14 protein-coding genes are annotated in these 15,551 nt (G+C 65.2%); 3 read left to right on the top strand and 11 right to left on the bottom strand.

All coding sequences use genetic code 11. The features are described 5' to 3' along the window. Positions 1-881, top strand: an 881-nt coding sequence (locus F6S12_RS15300; protein ID WP_315869047.1) for a hypothetical protein, incomplete at its 5' end; no start/stop codon positions are given. 15 nt (positions 882-896) lie between these two features. Here the strand turns inward: F6S12_RS15300 and F6S12_RS15295 are convergent. From F6S12_RS15295 to F6S12_RS15265, 7 genes are all read right to left on the bottom strand, one after another. Further along, entirely contained in the window at positions 897-2,660 is a 1,764-nt protein-coding gene (locus tag F6S12_RS15295) for an FAD-dependent oxidoreductase (RefSeq protein WP_065363751.1), read from the bottom strand. Positions 2,661-2,779: 119 nt separating this feature from the next. Continuing rightward, positions 2,780-4,990, bottom strand: coding sequence for a hypothetical protein (locus F6S12_RS15290; protein ID WP_315869046.1), 2,211 nt, complete (start codon positions 4,988-4,990; stop codon positions 2,780-2,782). Beyond that, a complete protein-coding gene (locus tag F6S12_RS15285; RefSeq protein WP_125063760.1) occupies positions 4,981-5,181 on the bottom strand; it encodes a hypothetical protein in 201 nt (66 codons plus the stop codon). Before F6S12_RS15285 ends, F6S12_RS15290 begins: the two co-directional genes overlap by 10 nt. A 52-nt stretch (positions 5,182-5,233) precedes the next feature. Beyond that, positions 5,234-5,392: a hypothetical protein gene (locus F6S12_RS15280; RefSeq protein WP_169893685.1), complete on the bottom strand. Its 159-nt coding sequence runs from the start codon at positions 5,390-5,392 to the stop codon at positions 5,234-5,236. 249 nt (positions 5,393-5,641) lie between these two features. Beyond that, entirely contained in the window at positions 5,642-7,015 is a 1,374-nt protein-coding gene (ppnN, locus tag F6S12_RS15275) for a nucleotide 5'-monophosphate nucleosidase PpnN (RefSeq protein ID WP_011060748.1), read from the bottom strand. A 225-nt stretch (positions 7,016-7,240) separates the two neighbouring features. Next, complete coding sequence (locus tag F6S12_RS15270; protein WP_019094424.1) at positions 7,241-7,906, bottom strand: suppressor of fused domain protein; 666 nt, start codon at positions 7,904-7,906, stop codon at positions 7,241-7,243. Positions 7,907-7,957: 51 nt separating this feature from the next. Further along, positions 7,958-8,707, bottom strand: a complete 750-nt coding sequence (locus F6S12_RS15265; RefSeq protein ID WP_236204170.1) for an SIR2 family NAD-dependent protein deacylase — start codon at positions 8,705-8,707, stop codon at positions 7,958-7,960. A 182-nt stretch (positions 8,708-8,889) separates the two neighbouring features. Here F6S12_RS15265 and F6S12_RS15260 point away from each other — a divergent pair, with 182 nt between their 5' ends. Beyond that, positions 8,890-9,294, top strand: coding sequence for a response regulator (locus tag F6S12_RS15260; RefSeq protein WP_011060751.1), 405 nt, complete (start codon positions 8,890-8,892; stop codon positions 9,292-9,294). Positions 9,295-9,327: 33 nt separating this feature from the next. Here F6S12_RS15260 and F6S12_RS15255 read toward each other — a convergent pair whose 3' ends face one another. Next, positions 9,328-10,197, bottom strand: coding sequence for an oxaloacetate decarboxylase (locus F6S12_RS15255; protein ID WP_011060752.1), 870 nt, complete (start codon positions 10,195-10,197; stop codon positions 9,328-9,330). A gap of 437 nt (positions 10,198-10,634) precedes the next feature. Here F6S12_RS15255 and F6S12_RS15250 point away from each other — a divergent pair, with 437 nt between their 5' ends. Next, a complete protein-coding gene (locus tag F6S12_RS15250; protein WP_315869045.1) occupies positions 10,635-11,762 on the top strand; it encodes a saccharopine dehydrogenase in 1,128 nt (375 codons plus the stop codon). A gap of 7 nt (positions 11,763-11,769) precedes the next feature. On the opposite strand, the gene F6S12_RS15245 is transcribed toward F6S12_RS15250, so the two are convergent. From F6S12_RS15245 to F6S12_RS15235, 3 genes are all read right to left on the bottom strand, one after another. Continuing rightward, positions 11,770-13,095: a hypothetical protein gene (locus F6S12_RS15245; protein ID WP_174394980.1), complete on the bottom strand. Its 1,326-nt coding sequence runs from the start codon at positions 13,093-13,095 to the stop codon at positions 11,770-11,772. 117 nt (positions 13,096-13,212) lie between these two features. Next, a complete protein-coding gene (locus F6S12_RS15240; RefSeq protein WP_315869044.1) occupies positions 13,213-14,160 on the bottom strand; it encodes a diguanylate cyclase in 948 nt (315 codons plus the stop codon). A gap of 3 nt (positions 14,161-14,163) precedes the next feature. Continuing rightward, complete coding sequence (locus F6S12_RS15235; RefSeq protein WP_011060756.1) at positions 14,164-15,153, bottom strand: response regulator; 990 nt, start codon at positions 15,151-15,153, stop codon at positions 14,164-14,166. Positions 15,154-15,551 lie beyond the last annotated feature (398 nt).

Raw genomic sequence — 15,551 nt, 5'->3', positions numbered from 1 at the left:
CCTCCCGCAGCGCCACTGAACAGGCCGAGGTCTATGCCCAGGGCTCCATGGAGCACTGGCGGACCCGGGTCTACCAGCAGACCGAGGAAAACTTCATTCCCTGGTTCAGTGGTTACTGGACCCAGGAATGGCTGTCGCTCAAGGTCGGCTGGTATTCCCTGAACGATAAAGGCGACGCCGGGCAAGCTTCCCGGCGCCTGGCGGCCTACTTGCAGGAGCAGTACCAGGAACGGGTGCTGGCACCGGTGGCGCTGGAAGTCGATGCCGATGCGATCACCGGCGAGGCCATGGAGTTCTATGTGCAGTTGCTGCGCCAGCAGCTGGCGCAGATCCGCAGCCGTTACCCACTGCCGGCACCGCAACTGGAACTCCATCTGGACCAGGTGCTGGCCATCGACCTGGGGCCGGCCCCCGAGCAGCGCGCCTCCTTGAACCAGTTGATACGGGCCGAGCCCATTGCCCGCTTGCCCGCCTATGGGCCCTTGCTGCAGCAGATCCATGGCGCCCCGACCGGCGAACAGGGAGCGCCGGCCCCGGGGGTGTCCCAGGTGGCGCAGGTGACCAGTGACAAGCTCCAGGCCCAGTTCGCCAGCCGCAGTGTGGCCGGTGCGGTGGCTGCGGCGGTGGGGCGGGTGGCCGGCGCGCTGATTTCGGTGGGAGTGGCCGGGGTCCGGGCGCTGGTCCAGGACCATGACCGGGAAGACCTGCAGACCCAGACCCGACGGGACCTGGGCGCGGCCTTCGATCAGGCCTGGGCCAGGCAGTTGCATGACCCCGAGCATGGGGTCATGGCCGGGGTGTATTACCTCGGCCAGCAGCTCGAACGCCAGCTGCAGGCGCCGCTGGTCAATGAGGACGCCGGCGATGGCCGGGGCCCCTGAACCCGTCCTGGCGGCTCAGCCGCGGGTGGCCTCGGCACCAGGATCCAGCGGCACTTCGTAGTCACTGACCCCGGCCGCATGGCGCCCGGCGATGTAGCCGAAGGTCATGGCCGGCCCCAGGTTGATACCGCCTGAGGGATAGAAGCCGCCCATCACGCTGGCCATGTCGGTGCCTGCGGCATACAGCCCGGGGATCGCCGTGCCGTGCGAATCCAGCACCTGGGCCTGGGCGTTGGTCTTGAGCCCGGCAAAGGTGCCGAAGCTGCCGGGCAGCACTTTCACCGCGTAGAAAGGCCCCTGTTCGATGGGCGCCACGCAGGGGTTGGGCCCGGGATACAGGGCGTCGCCCTGCTTGCGATTGTAGGGCGTCGAGCCGCGGCCGAACTCGGGGTCCTGGCCGTTGCGGGCATGCTGGTTGAATGCCTGCACCGTGGCCGCAAGGCCCTGGGGGTCGATGCCGCACTGGCTGGCCAGGGCCTGGATGGAGTCGGCCCGTACCAGGTAGCCGCTGCGCACCAGCGGCCCCACCGGCAGGGGGAAGGGCCGGGCATAACCCAGGCCGTAACGGCGCTGGAAGCGGTGGTCGCAGATCAGCCAGGACGCCACTTCCTCGCCCGCGGGAACCGCCTCCAGCATGGCCGCGGTGTAGTCGTAGTAGCCGTCCGCCTCGTTGACGAAACGCTTGCCGTTGGCCAGCACGCCGATCAGCCCGGGTTTGGCCCGGTCGATGATGTGGGGAAAGTGGCCGATGCTGCCGTCGGCATGCCGCACCCGAGAGACGGGGGCCCAGGCTACCGGGCTGGCAAGGTCCGTGGCCAGCACGGCACCGGCCTGTTCGCCGAGGCGGATGCCGTCGCCGCAGCAACTGCGCGGCGGCAGGGCCAGGTGCTCGTCCGGCCCCGGGGCGCGGGGAAACAACGCCTGGCGGCGGGGCAGGTCATTGGCGAAGCCGCCGGCGGCCAGCAGCACTCCACGCCGGGCGCGGATTTCCCGCGGCCCCTCAGGCGTGTCCACCAGGGCGCCCTGCACGCCCTGGCTATCGCGCAGCAGCGAGCGGGCCGGGGTGGACTCCAGCAGGTTGACCCCCAGGTCCTCGGCGGACTTGCCCAGCCGGCCGATCAGCGCCACGCCGTTGACCAGGTGCATGGCCCGGCCGTGTAGCGCCAGGTCCCGCAGGTGGCGGGCAAAGCGCCCGGCCACATGCAGCAGCGACCTGAAGGAACGGGTCATGCTGAGAAAGGCCCCCAGGTCGGCCCCGGCCATGATCGGCATGCCCAGGAACGAGGTTTCCCGCAGGGTCTTGCGCAGCCGTTTGAGCAGTGGGCCGATGGCCCGGGCGTCATACGGCGCGGCGATCACCTGATGGCCCTCGATCCCGGCCCCGGGCACCTGGCCGTGGATATCCGGGATGCCATTGCCGTCGACGAATTGCAGGGCCGTGTGTTGTTCGAAGAAGGCCACCATCTGCGGCCCGTTATCCAGAAAGGCGTCGATGCGTGCGGCATCGTAGCGCTCCCCCAGCTCATGCTTGAGGTAGGTGCGCGGTTGCTGCGGGTTTTCATGGATGCCGGCGCGGCGTGCCAGGGGATTGCCCGGCACCCACATCCAGCCGCCGGACCAGGCGCTGGCACCGCCGAAAGTGGAATCCTTTTCCACAACTATCACCTTCAGGCCATGCCACGCGGCGGTCACCGCACAGGCCAGGCCGGCGGCGCCGGAGCCGATCACCAGCAAATCACAATCCAGGGGCGGGAGGGTTGCAGCGGGAACGTCGCTCACAATGACAGGGCCTTTTTCGATCAGTGAGATAAAATGGAACTATGTTCCATTATTATGGAAAACTATTCCACACTGCTCAGGACGCTGTCAAACCGTCCCGGAGTTTCAGGCTACGGTTCTCAGGACGGCATCGAGCGCAGCCACGCCAGAACCCGATGGGCGCCATGGGCCAGGGCGATTTGCCAGCAATCGGCGCCTTCGCGATCCTGGCGCTGTGGCTCGCCGCCGGCCGCGAGCATGGCCTTGAACAGCTCCAACTGGTCGTCTTCGGCCGCCAGCATCAGTGGGGTCCGGCCGGCGCAGGGGTAGTCGTGGACAGCGTTGGGGTCGGCACCGTGGTGCAGCAGCAGGTGCGCGATATGCATCAGTTGCCCGGGGTCGCAGCGTTCACTCTGCAGTTCCAGGAGCATTTCTAGCACCTGTTGATACAGCGGGTGCCCGGGTGGTATGGGCATCCGTTGCCCGAAGGTTCCGGCGCTGCTGCCCAGGGTCCGGCGCAGGACTTCGCGGCTGACCGGGTCCTGTTGCCCGATCCTTTCGAGTACCAACTCCAGTGTCTTGTCCGGGCGTTGCACCTGGCACAGCTTTCCGAGGCAGTGATACAGCGGGGTCAGCAGCGGATACAGCCCTCGCGCGTCGGCCGAGGCGCCCATCTGCAGAAGTCGGGCCGCCAGTTCGGCATCCCCCATGTCGATGGCCTGTATCAGGGGCGTCAGTTGTTTTCTGTGGGTGCGGCGGTCGAGGGTAGCGACGGCATGAGGCCGGGCCAGGAGCAGGTCGAGGGCGCCGCGCTGGTTTCTATCGTGGGCGTATTGCAGGGCGTACAGCAGCGCCGAGCCAGCGGCCTCGTCGCTCGGGTTGACGTCGGCGCCGGCCTGCAACAGCGCACTCACCGCATCGGCCTGACCTTCGGAGGCGAACCACAGCAATTGCGGATAGCGACGCTTCTGGCCGTCCAGGGCATGCACGGTGATTACCCGGTCGGGGCGCTTCAGGTCCACCTTGATCCGGGCGATCTCGGCAGGGTCGAAAGCCAGGAAGGGCCGCTCCACCTGCAGTTCCTGGCGCTCGGCCTGGGGGAACAAACCCTGCGGCGGGAACAGCCGTGCGAAGACCTGTTTCAACTGAATGATTTCCCAGTCACTGATCACCGGGCCCTGCTCCATGCCCAGGGTGCTGAACAGTCCCAGCACCACGGCCTGATGTTTCATGCGCTTGAGCAGGATCTTGTCCTCCAGCGCCGCCGCCAGGCTCAGGGCTTCCTCCAGCAGGCCGAGCTGCAAGGGCCCGGCGCGATACAGGGCCGCGTCCAGGGCCTTGGCGTAATGCCGCAGGGCGGCAGGGGAGTTGCCCGAGAGCAACTGCCAGCGGCCCTCGTACCAGGCACTGAGATAGCCGGTGCGGTGATCTTCGTCATAACGGGTTTGCAGGGTGATGAAGTCGTCCAGCATCTGCCGGGTTCGGGCCTGGCAGGTACTGTCCTTGTCTCGGCTCGGGTCAAGGTGTTCGCTCAGCCATCGGGCCCCGGGTTTGAGGATATTCAGGCGCTGGCCGGCCGCCAGATTCAGGCGCCGCAGCGCCTGCCGGCCGCTGTCCGGGGTGGGCATCAGCAACAGGGCCTGCAATACCGGCTGGCGAAAAGCTCCGCGCCCGGCGCCGAGCAGCTGTTGATCGAGGTAGCCAAGGGCCCGGCCAATCACCAGCCAGCGCCCCAGGTTGCGCACCAGCAGGGGCGGGCTGGCGGCCTGTTCCAGGGTCTTGAGCAGGACCTTGAGGCTCGACAGGTCGGCCAGCCGTGTGCCGTTGTGCCAGCGGGCCAGTTGGTCACGGGCATCCTTGCTCTCGGGATACAGGCGCTGGGCCAGTTGCTGGAGCGAGTCGCCACTGTGCTGCTGATACCACTGCAAGACCTGCCCGAAGGCCGTCTGGTCCGGGTCCAGCAGTTGCCCCAGGTTCGGGCCGCCGAAGCGTTGCTGCAGTTGCTGGAGGAAGCCGCTGACCAGGCCGGCATAGTGTTCGACCAGTACCGGTAATGCCTGCTCGCGGCTCAGGCTATCGAGTTCCACGTTCTTGATCAGATCCAGGTAGTGCGCCTGCAGATAATCGATGAAGGCTTCCACGTACTGGGCGAACTCGCAGTCCAGCTGGGCCAGGGGTTCGATCAGCAGGTCACGCTTGATCGCGGGAAACAGGCTCCAGTCGTGATCGCTGTCTGCCAGCCTGGCCAGTTGCTTGCGCCGCGTTGGGTCGCTGGCCTTGGTATCGAACGCGGCGGTCAGCAGTTGGTAGCACTCACCCAGGCTGGGAAAGGGGGAACGGGCTATCGGCATTCGAGCCTCCGCAGCATCAGTTTGAAGTTTTGCAGTGCCCGGCAGTCGCTGGGTGTGCAGGGCACAGGGATCGAGCCCTTGCCTGGGGCAGTGAGCTTCCCATGGCATTTGCCATGATGGAACAGCCAGCCCAGACGTAATTGCTGGCGGACCAGCCGGGCGATGTTCTTGTCATTGCTGTAATGGGTCATGTCGGCCTCCTGGCCTGACCCCACCGGCGAAGGCCGGTGGGGCGCGAGAGGATCAAGGATTGGCGTTTTTTGCCGCGGCGCGTTCGGCCCGGGCAGCGAAGCTGTCCGCCGGCACCTGGCCGTTGCCGGCCTTGGCGGTGGTGCTGGCGATGCGCGAAGCTGCCGGCTGGTTCATCGGCGAGGGCTTGGCAGAAGGGGCTTTTTTAGCCATGTGAGTCATCTCCTTTAGGTACCGCCGGAAGTGGCAGTGAGGCGATAGTACTCAGGCAGTGAATGATGGGCGGCGGCGCCGGTGGCGCAAAAAAAACGAAAAATACTTACCCCGTGGCACGGCCCGCCAGAGGGGCGTTGCAGTGGCATGGAGCAGGACGGGACGCGTGGCGAACGGTACAGGCCGGGCAAAAAAAAGCCGCGTTCCCAGGCAGGGAACGCGGCGTTGTTCAAGGCAGCAGGGCAGGGCTCAGTTGACCACGCGGTAGCACGGTACGTAGGCGGCGCCGCCGGGCAGCTTCATGCGGTGCTGCTCGACGAAGGCTTTGAGCAGCTGGTCCAGGGGCTGCATGATCGCCGGGTCGCCGTGGATGCTGTACGGGCCTTTCTGCTCGATCAGGCGGATGCCCTGGTCCTTGACGTTGCCGGCGACGATGCCGGAGAACGCACGACGCAGGTTGGCCGCCAGTTCGTGGGGCGCCAGGGCATGGCTCAGTTGCAGGTTGGCCATGTTCTCGTGGGTCGGATCGAAGGGACGTTGCAGGCTCTCGTCGATCTTCAGCAGCCAGTTGAAGTGGAAGGCGTCGTTGCGTTCGCGGCGGAACTGCTTGACGGTCTTGAGCCCCTCGGTCATCTGCCGCGCCACTTCCGGCGGGTTGTCGATGATGATCTGGTAGTGCTGGCGCGCCGCTTCGCCCAGGGTTGCCAGGACGAAGGCGTTGAGCTGCTCCAGGTAGGGCGCCGCGCTCTTGGGGCCGGTGAGGATCACCGGGAAGGGCAGGTCGCGGTTGTCCGGGTGCATCAGGATGCCCAGCAGGTAGAGGAACTCCTCCGCGGTGCCGGCGCCGCCGGGGAAGATGATGATGCCGTGGCCGACGCGGACGAAGGCTTCCAGGCGCTTCTCGATGTCCGGCAGGATCACCAGCTCGTTGACGATGGGGTTCGGCGCCTCGGCGGCGATGATCCCGGGCTCGGTCAGGCCCAGGTAGCGGCCGCCGCTCATGCGCTGCTTGGCATGGGCGATGGTGGCGCCCTTCATCGGGCCCTTCATCACGCCCGGGCCGCAGCCGGTGCAGATGTCCAGCTTGCGCAGGCCCAGCTCGTGGCCGACCTTCTTGGTGTATTTGTATTCTTCGGTATTGATCGAGTGGCCGCCCCAGCACACCACCATCTTGGGCTCCACGCCGGGGCGCAGGGTGCGGGCGTTGCGCAGCAGGTGGAAGACGTAGTCGGTGATGCCCTGGGAGCTGTCCAGGTCAATGCGCTGGCTGTCCAGTTCGTTCTCGGTGTAGACGATGTCGCGCAGGGCGCTGAAGAGCATTTCCCGGGTGCTGGCGATCATCTCGCCATCAACGAAGGCATCGGCCGGCGCGTTCAGCAGTTCCAGGCGCACGCCGCGATCCTGCTGGTGAATGCGCACTTCGAAATCGTGGTAGGCGTCGAGGATGGTCTTGGCGTTGTCGACGTGGGCGCCAGTATTGAGGATGGCCAGGGCGCACTGGCGGAACAGGGTATAGATGCTGCCGGAACCGGCGGCGCTGAGCTGTTGCACTTCACGTTGCGAGAGGGTCTCCAGGCTGCCTTTCGGGCTCACCGAAGCATTGATCACTTGTCTTTGCGGCATTCATCCATTTCCTGAAAGCGTCGCCACCGCACCATGCGCGGCCAGTGGCGAAAAAATAGCGGGGCAGTGAACAGAGCCACCGGTACGGGGCTTGGTTTCCAGCGGCAGGGCAAGAAAGCAAACGTCGTCGCGAGATTGTTCGCTGCTTGAATCTACCTCATGCGGGCCTGGCGTGGCGGGAAAAATGACGATCCGCCCTGGTCGTGGCGGATTTTTCACCGGCCTTCAGCACAGGCTGGCTCGGGTCGGGTCCAGCACCGGCGCTGCCCCGGCCAGGGCCAGGCGCTCCATCAGGGCCGGGTAGCCCTCGGCCTGGCCCCAGGCGTGTTCGGCCAGGGTCAGGCCGATGATCTGCAGAAATCCGAAGCGCCCGCTCAGCAGTTGCCGGGGGCCGGCAAAACCCGGCGCGGGGATGAACAGCAGTGCCTGCAACAGGCTGTCGCCGCCATTGATCGGCTCGCCGGTACGCATGCGGTCCCATTCGCCCAACGGCGGCTGCTCGCCAAAACGGCCGGCGGCCAGCAGCAATTGGTAGGCGCAGAAATTGCGTAACAGGCGCAGGGCCCAGGGTGACTGTTCGCGGGTTTCCAGCAGCAGTTCGTGGCCCATGCCGGATTCGCCATCGGCATCGGGCCGGGCATCTTCCCAGGCATTGGACAGGCCCGAAGTGACGTATAGCCAACTGCTGCGTCCGGCATTGGGCGGTGATTCGAAGACCCCGTGGGTGAGCCAGCGCGGATCGACGTCGTGCTGGCCAAAGACCTGGCTGAACAGCGCCATGTCCAGGGGATAGATGCCCGGGCCCAGTGCGCCGAACAGCGCCGGGTAGATCTGTTCTTCACGTTGCGCCCAGGCGGCTTCGAGCCATGAAGAGTCGGGGGATTGCGGCATGTGAAAGCGTCCTTGAACAGAAGCGGCGGCCCGGCTTGAGCCGCCAGGGAATCAGGCAAAGGCCTGGCGCAATAGTTCCGGCAGCAACTGCCCGGCCTTGCCCTCCAGGCTGTATTCCTCGGCGCCGGTGCAAGCCTGGGGCTGGGGGTTGATATGCACCACGCAGGCGCCGTGCTGCAGCGCCAGTTGGGGAATTCGCGCCGCCGGCTGGACCAGCCCGGAGGTGCCCACCGACAGCAGCAGGTCGCATGCTTCGGCGGCGTTGAAGGCGGCCTTGAGGGTCGCCTGGGGCAGGGGTTCGCCGAACCACACCACCCCGGGGCGGATCTTGCCGTTGCAACCGGTGCAGCGCGGCGGCTCCAGGCTGGCGCCCTGTTCCGGCAAGTCCGGCAAGGGCAGTTGGCCCTTGAACGGGCGGTTGCAGGCAAAGCACTTGGGGGTGTGCAGGCTGCCGTGCAAGTGCAGCACCGAGGGGCTGCCGGCGCGTTCGTGCAGGTCGTCGACGTTCTGGGTGATCAGGGTCAGGCGCGGCACCCGCCGGGCCAGTTCGGCCAGGGCCAGATGGGCTGGATTGGGCTGGGCCTGGAGCACTTTCTGGCGTCGCCATTCATACCAGCCCCAGACCAGCGCCGGGTCTTCGCGAAAGGCTTGCACGGTGGCCAGGCGCGCCGGGTCGAAGTGTTCCCACAGGCCGGTCAGGGCGTCACGAAAGGTCGGGATGCCGCTTTCCGCCGAGACCCCGGCACCGCTGAATACCACCACATGCCGGGCCTGGGCCAGGCGCTTGGGATCGAACTGCATGGTTGAAGATGTTCCTGCCGTGGGTGAAAGAACGGGGCGCCCGCTTCCGCGTGCGGATCGGACCGGTACTAAAAACGCGCCGGCCTTGCAGCGTAAATGAATTTATCGTCAAGGCGCCGCTCATAACTCTTGTCAGCGGTCCTGTGTGTAGCCGCCTCAATCCGTCAGGGAGTGTCACCCTCATGAACCCAGCCACGCCAGTCAATCCCGGCGCCCAATCCCGTTTGATCCTGGTGGTGGAGGATGAGCCGACGGTGCTGGAGTTTCTCTGCGAGATCCTGCAGGACGAAGGGTTTGCCACCCAGGCGATGGACAGCGCGGATCGGGCCTGGGAATTCCTGCAGGAACAGGCCGCGGACGTGGCCCTGCTGCTGACCGATATCACCATGCCCGGCACCCTCAATGGCGCGAGCCTGAGCAATTTGTGCGGCGAGCGCTGGCCGCAGTTGCCGATCGTGGTCATGTCGGGTTTCGAGACCCCCGAGAGTTCCGGGGTGCGTTATCCGGTGTCCTTCATCCGCAAGCCCTGGACCATCGGGCAGATCCTCGACTGCGTGGAAGGCGCGCTGAAATCGGCCCAGGGTTGAGGCGTGGCGCCTCACCCCGGCCAATCGCCGGTGTTACTCCTTGACGCTCATGAACTCCTTGGCCCAGACGATGTACTCCTCGGGCTGGGTGTAGGTGTGGGCCAGTTCGGTGGCGCTCAGGTCCGACGCCTGGGTGAAGATCTGCCGCTGCTCGCGCAGGCAGTCGTAGGTGGCCTTGATCGCGGCGAAGTAGGCGGCATGACCGTCCACGGCGATCTTCACGCCCAGCTCGGCCAGGCGCGCATCGTCCCGTAGCGCCGGGTTGCCGTAGGTCACCAGCATCAGCGGCACGCTCAGGTGCTCGGAGATCTGTTCCAGCTGTTCGAAATCACGGATGCCCACCATGCAGATGGCGTCGGCGCCGGCACGCTCGTACTGCTGGGTACGGCTGATGATTTCCTGCACCGGAAGGATGCCGGCGTTGGTCCGGGCGATGATCGCCAGTTCCGGATCAACCCGGGCTTCCAGGGCGGCGCGGATCTTGCCGACGCCTTCGGCCACCGAGATGAGGTCGGTGGATTTGCGTCCGAACTGGGCCGGCAGCAGGGTGTCTTCGATGGTCAGCGCGGCAATGCCGGCGCGTTCCAGTTCGACCACGGTGCGCATCACGTTCAGCGCGTTGCCATAGCCGTGGTCGGCGTCGGCGATGACCGGCAACTGCGCCACGCGGCCGATGCGGGTGGCCTGTTCGGCGAATTCACTGAGGGTGATCAGGGCGAAGTCGGGGGCCGCCAGCACTTGCAGCGAGGCCACCGAGCCGCCGAGGATGCCCACTTCGAAACCCAGGTCGGCGGCGATACGGGCAGACATCGGGTCGAATACGGAAGCGGTGTGGTAGCAGGAGTTGGAAGCGATCAGTTCACGGAAACCGCGGCGCAAATCTTGATGGGAAAGCCTGGACATAACAGCTCCGAGATAGGATCGAGAGATCGACCTTGAGGTCGAGTCAAATTTTGCAATCAGTTCCCTTGGCGAGCCGGGGAAAGAGCGGCTCACAGCGAAACGTTAGTTGGGCAGATGAAGATGAAACAAGGTGGGTAGCAAGGCGTCTTTATCCCGTTCGGTTGCGCGAACCGACGGGTTTATTATGCGAGGCCGACATAGCAGGACGAGGCTATCACGCTCCAGGGCCGTAGATGATGAGGATTTTGCATAGCATTATGCCGGACCGGCATTGGCATTTTTTTTCTAACTGAATATTACAAGCACTTGCCAGGGGCGTTTCGGGGGCATGTCGAAGGTTGGCGGGGGCTTGTCGAGCGCTGGCAAATCCACCAAGCTGCCGCGCCTCGAATGGCAGCGTTCATGCTGCGCAACGGCTTAGTTCAAGGATGCAGGCAATGGCGCTCAGGGTGTTGGTGGTGGGTGGTTATGGCAATTTCGGCAGCATCGTCTGCCGCTATCTGATCCATACCCCTGGGGTGCATCTGCTGATTTCGGGGCGCGACCCGCACAAGCTCGCGGCCAAGGTTCAGGCCTTGCAGGCTGAAGGCGGGCAGCCCTGCGAAGGCTGGTGCGGCGATGCCATGGGGCCGCAATGGGCGCCGGCGCTCAAGGCCCTTAAGGTGCACTGGGTGATCCATACCGGCGGGCCGTTCCAGGGCCAGTCCTACGCGGTGGCCCGGGGCTGCATCGAGGCCGGGGTCAACTACTGCGACCTGGCCGACTGTCGCCAGTTCGTGCGCGGCATTGGCACGCTGGATGAGGCCGCCCGGGCCACCGGGGTGACGCTGCTCAGCGGCTGCAGCTCGGTGCCGACCCTGTCGGCGGCGATGATCGATGAACACCGTGAGCGTTTTTCCCGCATCGAGCGCATCGAGCACGGCATTTCCTCCTCGGCGAAGATGCCCGGCCTGTCCACCATCCAGGGCGTGCTGGCCTATGCCGGCAAACCCATCCTGCAACTCAAGGACGGCCGGCCGCACCCGGTGATCGGCTGGCAGGGCCTGACCCTGCGCAAGCTGCCCAGGCTGGGCACGCGGTTGGTGGCCAATGTCGATGTGCCGGACCTGGATCTGTTCGCCGAGCGCTACGGTGCCCGCTCCCTGAGCTTCCAGGCCGGCGCCGGGCTGAAGATCGCCGGGTTGGCCAATGCGCTGCTGGCCCAGGCGGTGAAGCTCGGCCTGGTGCGCGACCCGGCGCCCTGGGCGGCGCGCCTGCATCGCTGCGGCACCTGGTTCGAAGGTTTCGGAGATGGGCTCAGTGCCCTGTACATCGACGTGCACGGCCTGGGCCAGGACGGCCAGCCACTGTCGATGAGCGTGCAGCTCACCGCAACCCATGACCACGGGCCGGAGATTCCCAGCTGCGCGGCGGTGGCGGTGGTGCACAAGCTGCTCGCCGGCCATGTGCCGGCCCCGGGGGCCCGGTCCAGTGCCGGCGAGGTCAGCGTGGAGGAGTACCTGCGGGCGATCGACGATCCGGATCACCTGCAACTGCAAGTGAGTTTCTCGCGCCCGCCGGTTTAACCCCCGGTCACCACAGCAGCGGCTTGGCGAAGTCTTTCCAGAACAGCCAGCGCTGCACTTCAAGGTGCTCGCCGGTGCCGATCTGCCAGTCCGGGCGCCCGGCGTCCAGGTCAAGCTTGACGATGATCCCGGCATAGGTGGCGGCCACCAGGGTCTTGCCATCGGGGCTGATGTCCATGGCGGTGAGGGTCGAGCCGATATAGTGCTGCCAGCGTTCCTCGCCGTTTTCGCTGAAGGCCCGCAGATAGCCGTAGGCGTCGCCGATGATGAATTCGTCGCCCCGTGACGCCGCGGCATACACCCGGGCACCTTCCTGCAGCACCGGGGTGCGCGCATCGTCACTGTAGAAATCGGTGGACAGCCCTGGCAGGTCGGCCACCGCCACTCCCACGCTGGCACCGCCATAGAAGTGGCAGGCATTGAGCAGCAGGCGATCGCCGCGCTGGTTGAAATGGGCGAAATGCGGGTACTCGCTGGCGGGGCCGATCTGCGCTACCCGTTGCAACCTTGCATCGAACACCAGGTGCGAGCTGCTTTGCTCGCCCACGGCGATCCACTGGCCATCGGGCGACACCGCGCCATGCTCCATGCTCAGGCCGATGCCCAGGTCCTCGGGAGCGACGCCGTCGGCCAGCTCTTGCTGCAGGTCTTCCAGGCTCGGCAGCAGGCGCGTGGCGCCCTCGGCCTGCAGGACGAAGATGCCGTCGGAGCTCACCAGCAGTACCCGGCGCCCGTCGGGGAAGGGCATCAGGCTGCTGGGGCGAGGGCGCCCGGTGTCTTCAAGCGCCACCCCCGTCGGCAGGTTCGCGTGGGGATCGGGCCAGGCAAAACTTGCCACCTCTGGCCCGTTCCAGCCGTCGGTGAGCTGGATGCCGTCGGCCCGTGCCCAAGCGAAATAGCGCCGCTGGGGGCACATGCCGAAGCCTTCCACCTGCTCCAGGGTCTGGATCCTTGCGTCGTCGATATGCACCACCTCGCCAGCCTCGTAAGGTGCGCCTATGCGCGCCAGCAGGCTGCCGTCCGGCAACAGGGCCAGGGTCGGAATCATCCGTCCCTGGCTTTCCAGGCGTGGCGACAATGGGAAGTGCGCCGGCGGCCACTCCTGGCGGAATGCCTGGCGCCGGGCTGCGTCGTAGGGCTCCTGGTTGCTCGCTTCCAGGGCCGCCTGCCAGTCTGGCAGCAGGTGCTCGGTATCGGGCAAGTGCGGTTCCTTCAAGCCCTTCCAGCCGTCGCGGTTGCCGGTCTCGACATAGCGATTGATGTCGCGGGCATAGGTCAGCACGGCTTGCTGCCATTGCTCTTGCGGGGAGTGGTTCGAATTCGACTGGGACATGCGCGCAGGACTCCTTGTGGCGCTGGGAAAGGCGTAGCAGACCGGGGGATGGACCGGAAAAGCGCGCAGTTTATCCCTCGGGAGCGAGTTTTTTTCAGGTTTTTCCAGTGCTGCCGTTCAAGGCGCGTAGGTACTGACCCGGTTGCGCCCGGCGCGCTTGGAGGCGTACAGCGCCTGGTCGGCCCACTCGATCAGGCAGCGATGATCCCGGGCCGGACGGTCGAGGCAGGCGATGCCCAGGCTGATGGTGAAGGCGATGACCTGGCCGTTGTGGATCACCTCCTGCTCTTCCACCGACTGGCGCAAGCGCTCGGCCAGGGTGCGGGCCCCGGCAAGGTCGGTGTGGGGCAGGAGAATGGCGAACTCCTCGCCGCCATAGCGCCCGGCCACGTCGCTGTCGCGCACATGCTGGTGGATCAGCTCGGAGACGCGCTTGATCACTGCATCGCCGGCCTGGTGCCCATGGCGGTCGTTGATCGACTTGAAGTGATCGATGTCCAGCATCAGCAGGGCGATGCTGCTGCCGTGGCGGCTGTATTCGAACTGCAGGCGCTGTTCCCAGTGGCCGCGGTTGTAGAGCTGGGTCAGGTGGTCGGTGCGCGACAGGTGCTGCAACTGCTGGTTGGCCTTCTGCAAGGCCAGGCTGTTGATTGCCACGTCGGTCAGGTCGTAGATCACCAGGCAGACGTGGTGGATCTCGCTGTTGGAGGAACGCAGCGGCAGCAGGGTGGTGTTCTGGTACATGAACTCGCCCTGGCCGGTGATCGGCTGGTAGTTGTTGAAATGCACCAGGTACGGCCGCTGCTTCCAGATGGTGAAGGCCGGCGTGCCGAGGGCCACCACGCGCCCCACCTTGCGGGTGAACCAGGGTCGCTCGACCTCGGGGAACAGCTCGAAGAACGACTGGTCGATGGCCTGCTTGGAGGGCACTCCGGAGCGGTTCTCCATGAAGCTGTTCCACACCTGGACCCGGCACTCCAGGTCGAGCACGACGATACCCACGTCGATGCTCTGGACCACCGCCAGCAACCAGTGCAATTCACTGAAATCCATTCTCTTGGGCATGGCTCAACTCATCAGGTAGGCGAGCTTCTGTTCCAGCAAGGCCATGGAGCCTTCGGTGAACAACAGCAACAGGTCGAAGTGGATGTTCTGTTCTTCCAGGCTGTAGCTGATCTCCACCGCCTGGGTCTTTTTCCAGCGCTGCTGGTTGAGCACGATCAGCTCGTCGATGGTGGTGTGTTCCCCCAGTACCTGGGGATGGCCCACGGAAAAGAACACGTCCAGCTGGTCGGCGATGCTGCTCAGGCAGGCGCCGATCAGCACGCTGGAGAGGTCGATCAGCACTTCCATTTCCTGGTAGGGGTCGGTGCCTTGCTCTATCAACTGGGCGATGTCGGCCACTTCGGAGTCGTAGAACATCAGCAAGGCTTCGCCGGCGATGCCGCTGCCGATGTAGCTCTGGCAGATGGCGGTCAGTTGCCGGGCGCGGTTGGCATCGGCCAGGAGCATCTGCAACTCGCCGGCTTCCAGCACATTGACGTGGGGAATCGGCAGGTGCACGAAGACATCCAGGACCTTGGCGATCAGTGCCGCGGCGTAGCCCATGGAAACGTTGACGGTTTCCCGGAAGGCGTCGCGAAAGGTCACCACCGGTGCTGGCGAAGGGGCTGCCAATGGCTTGGCGTCAGTGCTGTCCAGCAGTTGCAGTTCGTTGAGCAGGGCGCGCAGTTGCTGCGGGTCGAAGGGCTTCTTGAGGAAGGCCCGTGCGCCCAGCTCGCGGGTGCGGCGCACGGCTTCTTCTTGAATGTCGCCGGAGATGACAATGATCTGCGCCTCGATGCCTTCTTCCTGCACCGCACTCAAGACCTGGTAGCCGTCCATCACGGGCATGGTCAGGTCCAGCAGCGCCACCTTGCCCAGCCCGCGGCGCAGGGCTTCCAGGCCTTCGCGCCCGTTGCAGGCCTGGGTCACGGACACCCGCCACTCGCTGGGCAAGGTCCGCAGCACCTGCTTGCGGGCCATGCTCGAGTCATCGCAGATGAGGAGGGGGATCATCGGTATCGGACGCTCATTCGAAAAAACCCGTAAGGGATAGTGTTCGGTAATAGGGCGAGTTGCCGCTTTATAGTTGTGCCGTATCGGGCTGTCCGTGCCGCGCCGCACTATAGTTCCCTCGGCAATAAAAGAACAAGTAGTGATGGCTTCGGTTATTTGCTCCAGATCATTGTCTGCTGCAATTCAAGCAGGCCTGGGCATGTAACTTAGAGTTGTTGCAGGGCAGCAGTTAAAAGGCCGCGGCGGCCCGTGACGTGGGCTGTGGCAATAAACTGAGAGGCCTCTGTAAGCCTTGATATAGACCGATTTTTCTATCGGGGTAGGGGATTCGCGCCTGTTTTCTGACGTTTGAAAAATGACACTTGAGGCATAAGTTTAAAACTTTCGGAATCTTCTTG

The organism is Pseudomonas sp. JV245A, from assembly GCF_032424515.1.
In the GTDB taxonomy this organism is placed as follows: domain Bacteria; phylum Pseudomonadota; class Gammaproteobacteria; order Pseudomonadales; family Pseudomonadaceae; genus Aquipseudomonas; species Aquipseudomonas protegens.
Note: the sequence above shows the minus strand (reverse complement) of the source record. Positions and strands in the feature narration are given on the sequence as shown.